Source organism: Clostridium sp. DFI.5.61, assembly GCF_024462915.1.
Taxonomy (GTDB): domain Bacteria; phylum Bacillota; class Clostridia; order Oscillospirales; family Oscillospiraceae; genus Lawsonibacter; species Lawsonibacter asaccharolyticus.
Window position 1 is genome coordinate 1 of sequence record NZ_JANGBZ010000082.1, and the last position, 10,883, is coordinate 10,883.

General features: G+C 62.2%; 8 protein-coding genes. 3 read left to right on the forward strand and 5 right to left on the reverse strand.

From position 1 onward, the window contains the following. Positions 1-238: 238 nt before the first annotated feature. A complete protein-coding gene (locus NE584_RS18245) occupies positions 239-718 on the forward strand; it encodes an RNA polymerase sigma factor (protein WP_256183432.1) in 480 nt (159 codons plus the stop codon). Beyond that, the gene (locus NE584_RS18250) at positions 715-2,052 is read left to right on the forward strand and encodes a hypothetical protein (protein WP_256183433.1); all 1,338 of its coding nucleotides are present in this window, start codon (positions 715-717) and stop codon (positions 2,050-2,052) included. The genes NE584_RS18245 and NE584_RS18250 overlap by 4 nt, the downstream gene beginning before the upstream one ends. Before the next feature lie 60 nt (positions 2,053-2,112). Here the strand turns inward: NE584_RS18250 and cysS are convergent, their stop codons facing one another. The 5 genes from cysS to NE584_RS18275 form a co-directional block, all read right to left on the reverse strand. Then, the gene (gene cysS / locus NE584_RS18255) at positions 2,113-3,561 is read right to left on the reverse strand and encodes a cysteine--tRNA ligase (RefSeq protein ID WP_256183434.1); all 1,449 of its coding nucleotides are present in this window, start codon (positions 3,559-3,561) and stop codon (positions 2,113-2,115) included. Positions 3,562-3,622: 61 nt separating this feature from the next. Next, positions 3,623-4,276, reverse strand: a complete 654-nt coding sequence (gene epsC / locus NE584_RS18260) for a serine O-acetyltransferase EpsC (protein ID WP_256183435.1) — start codon at positions 4,274-4,276, stop codon at positions 3,623-3,625. 471 nt (positions 4,277-4,747) lie between these two features. Beyond that, complete coding sequence (locus NE584_RS18265) at positions 4,748-5,695, reverse strand: GTP-binding protein (RefSeq protein WP_108980854.1); 948 nt, start codon at positions 5,693-5,695, stop codon at positions 4,748-4,750. A gap of 11 nt (positions 5,696-5,706) precedes the next feature. Next, positions 5,707-6,864 (reverse strand): GTP-binding protein, encoded by a 1,158-nt coding sequence (locus tag NE584_RS18270; protein ID WP_050623853.1) that lies wholly within the window; start codon positions 6,862-6,864, stop codon positions 5,707-5,709. Between the two features lie 113 nt (positions 6,865-6,977). Next, complete coding sequence (locus tag NE584_RS18275; protein WP_256183436.1) at positions 6,978-8,264, reverse strand: adenylosuccinate synthase; 1,287 nt, start codon at positions 8,262-8,264, stop codon at positions 6,978-6,980. Positions 8,265-8,626: 362 nt separating this feature from the next. Between NE584_RS18275 and NE584_RS18280 the strand changes: the two genes are divergently transcribed. Further along, complete coding sequence (locus NE584_RS18280; RefSeq protein ID WP_256183437.1) at positions 8,627-10,807, forward strand: stalk domain-containing protein; 2,181 nt, start codon at positions 8,627-8,629, stop codon at positions 10,805-10,807. Positions 10,808-10,883: the final 76 nt, after the last annotated feature.

Here is a 10,883-nt window from a genome sequence, read left to right on the forward strand (position 1 = left end):
GTTTTCCCCGGCGGCATGTGCGTCGGGGAAAACACTTCTCAGGCTGCAAGTGTAGGGGTTGTCCGTTTGCCACGGTCGCCCCCTGCTCACGGAAGAGTGCAGCTTTTTCGACAGTGTCAGCCGCCTCAAAATGGGGCCCTCTGACAAAACGTTGATTTTCCTAAAACAATCCCTGATGTGTAGCCTTTTTGTCCGAAAATCCGTGTATGAAGCAGACAGAGAAAAGGGAGGCGATGCTATGGAGCGGGAGGAAGCAGAGCGGCTGGTAGCGCGGTACGGTCCATCTGTCTACCGGCTGGCGTATGCCCGCACAGGGAGCAAGGAGGATGCAGAGGATGTCATGCAGGAGACCTTTCTCCGTCTGGTGCGCGCCGCCCCGGAGTTTCGGGATGAGGAGCACGGCAAGGCGTGGCTGCTCAGGGTGGCGACCCACTGCGCCGCAGACGTATTTCGGATGCCTTGGCGGAAACGGGATCTTCCGCTGGAGGCGGCCCGGGGCGTGTCATCCGCACCGCCGAAGGAGCCAGACAGCAATGTGCTGGCGGCGGTGCTGTCCCTGCCGGAGAAATACCGCCTCCCGGTCCATTTATTTTACTATGAGGGGTATTCTATTGCAGAGACAGCGGCTGTTTTGGGCCGGCGGGAGAGCACGGTGCGGGCCCAGCTCACCAGGGCCAGAGCCATGTTGCGGGAAAAACTGGAGGTGGAATGTATATGACAGGACAGAAATATCGGCGGGCAATGGAGCAGATAGAGCTGTCCCCGGACCAGCGGGAGCATCTGGTTCGGGCTATGCTCCAGGAACAGCCGAGGAGAAAGCGGAAGAGAGCTCCGGTCCGTTTGCTGCTGGCGGCGGCACTGGCCTGCGGCGTGCTGACTATATCGGTGCTGGCCCTCTCTCCGGCCCTGCGGGAGTATCTGACTCAGGCGTTGGGAAGTTTTGCTCCGTATAGCCAGGAACTGAGCGGGGCCACAGCAGTGGATCAAAAGGTGAAGGTCAGGGTGGTGTCGGCGGTAACGGACCGGTATCGCGTCAAGCTCTATGTAGAGCTTACCGACCTGACAGGGGAACGGATTGTGGACGAGAATACCAGACTGTCGGCAAAAATTCAAAGGGAGGCGGGGGAAGACGGCTTGCGGTCCCGGTGTGTGGGATATGACCCGGAGACCTGCACCGCATTGTTTGAGTTAAACGGGAACATGGAGGAGGGAGGAAAATATCAGGAGCAGATGAGGCTGCGTATCACACAGGTCAGACCTCAGCAGTACCATGAGTACACCATAGAAACCCAATCCATGGCGGCAGCCTTGTCGGAGGACTATGCGCAGACAATGGAGCTGGAAACAGGGGAGGTGGTTTTGCTCCCCGGCCAGACGCAGCTGAAGCTGCCAGGGCTGGAGCGGGCGGAAATCTCATCCCTGGGATTTATGGAGGATGGGACGTTCCACACGCTGTTCCGCCTGCCAGAGGGGGCGGTCCTGGACCAAGAGGGACTGGATGGCTCCTGGCTTTGTGTGGACATGACAGTAAATGGGGAAATTCCATGCAGAACCGTAGAGAGCTGCTGTTTTGTCCGCGATGGTATTCCATATCTAGAAGTAATCCACGATCATGTCTCTCTGGACGATCTGGACGGAATTTCCTTTCAAGGGGTGGGGGGAAACATTGTGCAATCGGAAAAAATCTCCGGGAACTGGGAAATCCTGTTCCAGGTGGAGAACATGAGCGTCCGGGAACTGGAGCTGACCGGGGCCGCGGCTGGATCGACTATTTCCACTCAACTGATTTTGACGCCGCTGGGGGCGATGATCACAGGGGAATACGAGAAAGGATACTGGGGCGGGCAGAGCTGTGCCGTGGTCTATCAGGACGGCACACGCATGGATCACACAGAGATCGAGGCAGGTCGGATGAGCCCGGAAGGGGTCTGTATTCTGGGGAATTGGACCTTTGGGGAGGCTGTGGATCTGGACCGCGCGGCGGCGCTGGAGATCGGCGGTCTCTGGATTCCCCTAACCGGAGCGGACGCTGGTGTAGTGCGGGCAGATTAGAACAAACCGGCACCTGGACGTGTTTCGTCCAGGTGCCGGTTTTCTGTGCTTTGGGCCGGATCAGATCCGCTTCCACACAGCTCCGCCGGGCACGTCGGTGACTTCGATGCCCCGGGCCTTCAGCTCGTCACGGATGCGGTCTGCCTCGGGAAAGTCCTTGGCCTTCTTGGCCTCGCCCCGGGCCTTCACCAGAGCGTCGATCTCGGGGGCCCCCTCGCCGGTGACGGTGTAGCCCGCCTGGGCCTGGGCGGCCTTTACCTTGGCCTGCTCCTCCCGCACCGCAGCCGCCTTGTCCAGCAGGGACAGGGAGAGCACCTGGTCGAAGCTGTCCAGGATGGCCAGCCGGGTGGCTCCGCTGGCCTTGGCTTTCAGGGCGTCGTACAGCAGGGTGACGGCCATGGAGGTGTTCAGGTCGTTGCCCATCTGCTGGAGAAATTTCTCTTTATACTCCGCCAGAACGGCTTCGTCCACAGATCCGTCCTGGGGGTCCAGGGCGGCGATGCGGGCGATGAGCTTGTCAAAGGCGGCCCTGGCGTTGTCCAGGTTCTCCCAGGAGAACACCAGCCCCTTGCGGTAGTGGCTCTGGAGGCAGAAGAACCGGTAGACCAGGGGATCATAGCCCTTCTCCTCCAGCAGGGAGACAGTGAGGAATTCGCCGGAGGACTTGGACATCTTGCCGGAATTGGTGTTCAGGTGGTGGACATGGAACCACTGGCGGCACCAAGGGTGGCCCAGATAGGACTCGGACTGGGCGATCTCATTGGTGTGGTGGGGGAAGGCGTTGTCGATGCCGCCGCAGTGCAGGTCCAGATACTCCCCGTTGTACTTCATGGAGATGCCGGAACACTCGATGTGCCAGCCGGGGTAGCCCACGCCCCAGGGGGAGTCCCACTTCAGGGCCTGATCCTCGAATTTGGACTTGGTGAACCAGAGGACGAAGTCATTTTTATTGCGCTTGTTGGTGTCCTCCTCCACGCCATCCCGGACGCCCACCGCCAGATCCTCCTCATCGTGGTCGTTGAACACGTAGTAGCGCTCCAGCTTGGAGGAATCGAAGTACACATTGCCCCCGGCCTGATAGGCGTAGCCCTTCTCCAGCAGGCGGGTGATGATCTGGATATACTCGTCGATGCAGCCGGTGGCGGGCTGCACCGTGTCAGGGCGCTTGATGTTCAGCTTCCGGCAGTCCTCAAAGAAGGCGTCGGTGTAATACTGGGCGATCTCCATCACGGTCTTGTGCTCCCGGCGGGCGCCCTTGAGCATCTTGTCCTCGCCGGTGTCAGCGTCGGAGCTGAGGTGGCCAACGTCAGTGATGTTCATCACCCGGTTCACATCATAGCCGGACCAGCGCAGGAATTTTTCCAGCACGTCCTCCATGATGTAGGAGCGCAGGTTGCCGATGTGGGCGAAGTGGTACACCGTGGGTCCGCAGGTGTACATCTCCACGTGGCCGGGGGTGTGGGTCTGGAACTCCTCCTTCTTGTGGGTGGCGGAATTATATAACAGCATGATAAAAAACCTCCATTTTCTTCGGTGAGGGCGGCCTGGGCCGCCCGGGATCGTGAGAGAACTATGCCCGTTCCTTCAGGAACCGGTCATCCAGCAGCTTCTCCAGGAATTCCACCCGCTGAGACAGGGCTTCCAGCCGTTCCAGGGTGGGATTCTCCACGCTGGTCTGGTCTACGTCATCGGCGTAGTGGGTGACCCGTCCGGCGATGCGGACGATCTGGGCGGGGATGCCCACGGCGGTGGCGTCCTCCGGCACCTCGCTGAGCACCACGGCGTTGGACGCGATCCGGGCGTTGTCACCCACCCGGAAGGGCCCCAGCACCTTGGCTCCGCAGCTGATGAGCACGTTGTTTCCGATGGTGGGATGGCGCTTGCCGTGGTCCTTGCCGGTGCCGCCCAGGGTGACGCCATGATAGATCAGGCAGTCGTCGCCGATCTCGGCGGTCTCGCCGATGACGATGCCCATCCCGTGGTCAATGACCAGGCGGCGGCCGATCTTGGCGCCGGGGTGGATCTCAATGCCGGTGATGTGGCGGGCCAGCTGGGAGTTCAGGCGGGCCAGGAAGGGAAGGTGGTGACAGTAGAGCCAGTGGGAGACGCGGTGGAAGATGACGGCGTGGACGCCGGGGTAGAGGAGAAAGATCTCCAGCTTGCTGCGGGCGGCCGGGTCGCGCTTCTGATAGGCGCCCAGCAATTCACTCAGTGACTGAAACATGATGTCCTCCTTGGGGGAGATCCATTCCGTCTCCCCATTTATTGTGGGCGGGAAGAACAGCACCCGGGACATCGCGGTGCGCTCCGGCGGCTGTGCCGGAGCCGGGGAAAGGGAAGATGCAAGGGGAACGCCTCCTTTTCGCAGCTTGGACACAAACAAAAGCGCCCCTCATGCCCACAGGCATAAGAGGCGATCGCTCGCGGTTCCACTCTCATTTTTCACTCAAAGGCCGGTATCGGGGCCAGACCGGGCGGCATTACCCGCCGCGCTCCCGGACGCACTTCACATCCCGCGGACTGGGACCGCTCTCAGTCGGTGGCGTTCCCTCTCTGTCGACCGGTGGAGGATGCTACTTTTCCGTTCACAGCGCTTACAATTTATTATACTATCATCTGAAGGAAGGGGTGTCAAGGAGGAGGGAGGGCTTTTCAAAAATTTTCCCGACGCCCCGCCGGGGCGCCGGGAAAAGGGTCATCGGAAATAGACCAGGGGATCGTCCGGGCGGTCGGCCCGCTCCACCCGCTGGGCGTAGAGGACCACGCCCTCCCCCTGATAGACGGGGGACTCCTCCCACTGGATGCGGGCGGCCACCATGACCCATTCCCCCTTCTTCAGGGAGCGGGACCGGTCATACTTGCACAGGAAGCCGAAGAAGCGGATGTCCTCGGCGCAGCAGGTCATGGCGTTGCGGCCGGGGATGAAGGTGCCCTTGGGCAGCTTCATGCTGGTCATGGCCTGGGCCCGGAAGACCACGGTCTTGCCGGTGTAGCGCTCTGGGTGCTCCTGGATGTCCAAGTACCAGATGCCGTAGTCCTCGTCCTCAAGGACGATGGTGTCCGCCTCCAGGGAGTAGGGGAGGATGTCCTCCACCTCCAGCTCCTCCCCCTTCTCGTCCTCAAAGACGATCTCGCACATGCGGTTTACCGCCCGGATGGAGCGCTTCCAGCCGGACAGGGGCATGTCCGGCGTGCAGCGGTTGAAGAGGACCATATCGGCCTCGGTGACCATGTCGATGACCATGGACTGCATGTTGGAGCGGTACATCTCGAAGGTGGAGCCGTCGATGACGTCGATGGCCTGGTAGAGCCCCCAGGTCTTGGGCAGCTTCAGGTCCCGGAGGATCTGGATGGGCCACATGCCGTTGTACTCCAGGAGCACCCGCTCCGGCTGATAGCGGCGGTCGATCTCCTGGAGAAAGCTGGTGTTCAGCTGGGCCTGGTCCTGGACAGGGACCAGGCGGGTGTTCAGCCTGGACAGCTGCTCCGGATCATACTCCGTCTCGCCGTCCTCACACATCAGCAGGACGGTACGCTGCCCATCGGCAAAATAATCCATATTCAGGGTGTCGGTGAGCAGAGTGGTCTTGCCGCTGTCCAGAAAGCCGGTGATGAGGTACAGCGGGATACGGGGATCTTTCATGCAGCCTCACCTCACGCCAGCAGGAACAGCTTTTCCAGCCTGGCCTCGTCCAGGCCCGCGCCGATGACGCACAGGCGGCCGGTGTAGTCGGCGCTGCCCTCCCGGATCTGAAACTCGCCGGGGACCAGGTCGAAGTGGAGCCAGCCCTCGCTGTCCTGATCGGGGACCATGCCCTTGGAGCGGAGGATGGTGCCGTAATCCTCCGTCATGGCCAGGACGGAAAGAATGTCCTGGAGTTCCTCCCGGCTGTACTTCCGAGGAGTCTCCCGGCCCCAGCTGGTGAACACCTCGTCGGCATGGTGATGGTGGTGGAAGGTGGAGTGGATGCAGCTGTCGCACAGGTCGCAGGAGCCGCAGGCCCCCTCGCAGCCCAGCTCAGCGTGGATGGCGTCCAGCTCCTCCTGGGTGTGGTGATGGCCGCAGGAGCAGGAGTCCCCGTGGTCATGGTCGTGGTGGTGCTCGTGCTCATGCTCGTGGTCATGGTGGTGGTCATGACCGCAGGAGCAGGGCTCGTCCTCCCTGTGGTCGTGGTGGTGTCCGATCTCCTCCATCAGCTCGCGGGCCAAGTCGTGGCCCCCCTCCATGGCAGAGACGATCTGGGCGCCGGTGAGCTGGTCCCAGGGAGTGGTGAGGATAGCCGCCTTGGCGTTGTGGGGACGCAGCATGGCTACGTCGGCGGCCAGCTTGGCCTGGTCCATGTTCTGGGTCCGGCTGAGGAGGATAGCGGAGGCGTGCTCCACCTGGTTGTTGAAGAACTCGCCAAAGTTCTTCATATAGATCTTGCACTTCACCGCGTCCACCACGGTGACAAAGCTGTGCAGTTCCAGGGGGGCACCGCCGTCCCGCACCCGCTCCACGGCGGCGATGACATCGGACAGCTTGCCCACGCCGGAGGGCTCGATGATGATGCGGTCGGGCGAATAGGTATCCAGCACCTCCTTGAGGGCGGTGCCGAAATCCCCTACCAGGGAGCAGCAGATGCAGCCGGAATTCATCTCCGTGATCTGGACGCCGGCATCCTTCAGAAAGCCGCCGTCGATGCCGATCTCACCGAACTCGTTCTCGATCAGGACCACTTTCTCGCCATGGAAGGACTCGGAGAGGAGCTTCTTGATGAGCGTGGTCTTGCCGGCACCCAAAAACCCGGAGATAATGTCGATTTTGGTCATGGTGACACAGATCCTTTCTTCAAACAAGGCGGCAGGGCCGCCGGATGGACAGAGGGGGAAGGGGGAGCGCCGGATACCAGAGCCTGGTATCCGGCGCATAGCAGTCCGGGAAATTACTTCTGCCGGACGGTGATCTCGTTGCGCTTGGGTCCGGTGGAGACCAGGGTGATGGGATAGCCGATCCTGGACTCCAGGAAGTCCACATAGGCCTTTGCCTGCTGAGGCAGGGCCTGGTAGTCGGTGCAGCCCCGGATGTCGCACTTCCAGCCGGGGAGCGTGGTGAACACGGGCCTGGCCCGCATCAGCTCCGGGGGGGTGGGGAAGCGGTCGGTGACTGTCCCGTCGATCTCATAGCCGGTGCACACCGGGATCTCATCCAGATAGCCCAGTACGTCCAGGCAGGTCAGAGCCACCTGGGTGGCCCCCTGGACCATGCAGCCGTACTTGGTGGCCACAGTGTCGAACCAGCCTACCCGGCGGGGACGGCCGGTGGTGGCGCCGAACTCGCCCTTGTCACCGCCGCGGCGGCGCAGCTCATCTCCCGCCTCGCCCAGCACCTCGCTGACGAAGGGCTCGGTGTTGGAGCCCACAGAGGAGGAGTACGCCTTGGTGACGCAGATCACGTCCTCCACAGCGGTGGGGGGGACGGCGGCCCCCACGCAGCCGAAGCCGGCCAGGGTGTGGGAGGAGGTGGTCAGGGGGAAGATACCCAGGTCAGGGTCCTTCATAGAGCCCAGCTGGCCCTCCAGCAGGACGGTCTTGCCCGCCCGCAGGGCGTCGTGAACAAAGGTGACGGCGTCCCCCACATAGGGGCGGATCTGCTCCCGCAGCTCCATCAGCTGCTGGTACAGCTCGTCCACGTCCAGGGAGGGCTTGTGGTACAGGTGCTCGAACAGCACATTTTTCAGGGAGACGGCGGCGGTCAGGCGCTCCCGCAGCCGGTCCTCGTGGAACAGGTCGCAGACCTGGATGCCGATCTTGGCGTATTTGTCCGAGTAGAAGGGGGCGATGCCGCTCTTGGTGGAGCCAAAGGCCTTGCCGCCCAGGCGCTCCTCCTCGTAGCTGTCCTGGAGACGGTGGTAGGGCATCAGGATCTGGGCCCGCTCCGAGACAATCAGGTTGGGGGCGGGGACGCCCTGGCTGGTGATGGAGCCCAGCTCGTCCACCAGCTTCTGGATATCCAGTGCCACGCCGTTGCCGATGATGTTGGTCACATGGGGATAGAAGGTGCCGGAGGGGAGGATGTGCAGGGCGAACCGGCCATAGTTGTTGATGATGGTATGGCCCGCGTTGGCCCCGCCCTGAAAGCGGATGACCACGTCGGACTGCTCTGCCAGCATGTCCGTGATCTTGCCCTTGCCCTCGTCGCCCCAGTTGGCGCCTACGATCGCTTTTACCATATCTGTTACCTCCGTGGACCGGGATTCGCAACCGCACAGCGGATTTGCCTTATCCGGCCAACATGACAGCATTCTTATTATACTTCCTCTAAAAGAGGGATGCAAGGGAAAAAGCTGTTTTTCCCATGTATTTTTCCGAACAACGGCAGAAATGGAGCCCATGAGTCTGCGGAGACGATAGGGCGGGAGAACATTGACAGAATGGTAAAAAAACATTAAAATAAAAAAAGCGCCTTTTTTGGTCGGAATGGACAAAGCTCTGCGGTGAGCCGGCGCGGAGTAGAAGAAATTTTCCCCGGGACAGGCGCTCAGACACCCCGGACTGCACATGCGGTCCGGGAGAAATAGGGAGGTAGCAGAGTATGAGAGCAATGACAAGACGCGCGCTGGCGCTGGTGCTGACCCTGGCTATGGCGCTGTCCCTGTGTCTGGCGGCCCAGGCCGCCGGCCCCCAGGTGACGGTGACCCTGGATGGGACGGCGCTGGAGCTGGAGGTCCCCGCCTATATCGACGGGCAGGACCGGACCCAGGTCCCCGCCAGCATCGGCCCCCAGCTGGGGCTGACGGTCCAGACTGGTGACGGGAGCGTCACCTTCACCAAAGGAGAGGCCAGCCTGACCTTCCAGGACGGGGCCAAGGAGGCGGGCGGCGTGACCATGGACACCGCCGCCGACCTGTCCGGCGAGGTGGGCTATGTGCCCCTGACCTATCTGGCCCAGTTCTTCGGCTTCCAGGTGGCCTGGAACGGCGTCACCCGCACTGCGGCGGTCACCAGCACGGCCGCGGAGGAGGAGACCGCTGTGACCAAGCTGCCCCAGCTGGTGTATTCAGAGCTGGAGAGCCTGATGGCCCAGCAGGCAGCCCAGTATCAGACCAAGGACAACGTGGTGCCCATGCTGTGGCAGGGCGTGCTGGAAATGGACGTCCAGGTGGGCGATGCCGCCCGCACCGCCAAGCTCTATGTGCCCCAGGGCACGCCCCAGGGCGCCATGTTCGTGGTGATGAACGTCCCTGAGGGCCTGAACGCCGTGAGCTTCATGGAGACCAGCGGCTGGATGGACAAGGCGGACGAGGAGGGCTTTTGCCTGTTCGTGCTGGAACCCGCCCAGGGTACTCCCTGGGGAACTCTGGAGGAGGAGCAGGCATACATCAATGCCGGCATCAGCGCCGCCAAGGCGGGCAAGTGGCTCCAGCCCGGTCCCAGCATGTACCTGGTGGGCTACGGTGCCATGGGTACCTGCCTGCAGAAGTACGCCATGGAGAATCCCCTGAATATCGCCGGAGCGGTGTTCCTGGATGCCAGCCTCATTGACGCCGGCTACATGGCGTCCAACGGGGATGTGTCCTTTGATACCGATACCAAGACCTACGGCGTCACCCGCAAGGAGGTGCCGGTGCCCGTCAAGATCGTGGAAAGCACCATGACGGAGCAGGCAAAGGCTGTGGCGGACTACTGGCAGGCCGCAGCCAACGACAAGAACGCCGTGGAGCGCTTTGCTCCTGAAGGCGGCGAGATCCTGGCGGCCGCCGTGGTCACCGAAGAGGGGAACTATGACTACGCCCTGCCTGCCACCACCGACATGATCTGGGACTTCATGGGCCAGTTCTACCGCTACGGCGGCGGTGTGCTGTCCAACGCTATCTCCTGGAAGGTGGACTATGAGGAGATGGGAGTGGAGTTCCGAAGCTTCACCGACTCCCAGGGCATCGACCGGCAGTATCTGGTCTATATCCCTGAGGCTTACCGCGGCAGCGGCGAGCAGCTGCCCGTGGTCATTGCCTATCACGGAGCCTCCACCTCTATGCGCAATTTCTTTGAGAATACCTTGTGGTACAATATCGCCGATGAGGAGGGCATCATGCTGGTGTTCCCCGAGTCCACCCTGGTGCCGGTGCCCCCCACCCTGGGCGGCGGCGAGGCCAACCCCACCGCCTACCGCGCGCTGTGGCAGGTGGAGGACCCTGAGCTGCGCTACACCGACGTGGTGTATGCCGAGGACCTGCTGGACCAGCTGATCGCAGTCTATCCCCAGGTGGATCAGGGCCGCATCTACTGCACCGGCCACTCCATGGGCTGCATGATGACCCACTACCTGGGCAGTGCCGAGGTCTCCCACCGCTTCGCCGCCATGGGCGCCACCTCTGGCCCCCTGATGGCCAGGGAGGAGACGGGATCCCAGACCGTGCCCATGTTCATGACCATGGCCCAGTACGACATGTGGAGCTATGACCTGAACCAGGACGACACCATGACCACCCAGGCGGTGGACATGTGGCTGGTCCGCAACGGGCTGGCGGCCGCCTCCAACGTGGTCGAGGTCCGTAAGACCGGGGCCACTGAGACCTATGTGGAGGGCCGCTACAACAACTCCGTCTGGGAGAATGAGGACGGCATCCCTCTGTTCCGCTACGCCTGGGTCACCGGCAAGGACCATGTGAACCTGCCGGCAGAGAACCAGCTGCTGTGGGACGAGTGGTTCAGCCAGATCACCCTGGACACTAAGACAGGCGTGCGCGCCTATCAGGGACAGGCCATCGGCTGAGTCAGACAAGAGAACAGAAGCGACCGGGGGGGGGGGGGGGGGGGGGGGGGGGGGGGGGGGGGGGGGGGGGGGGGGG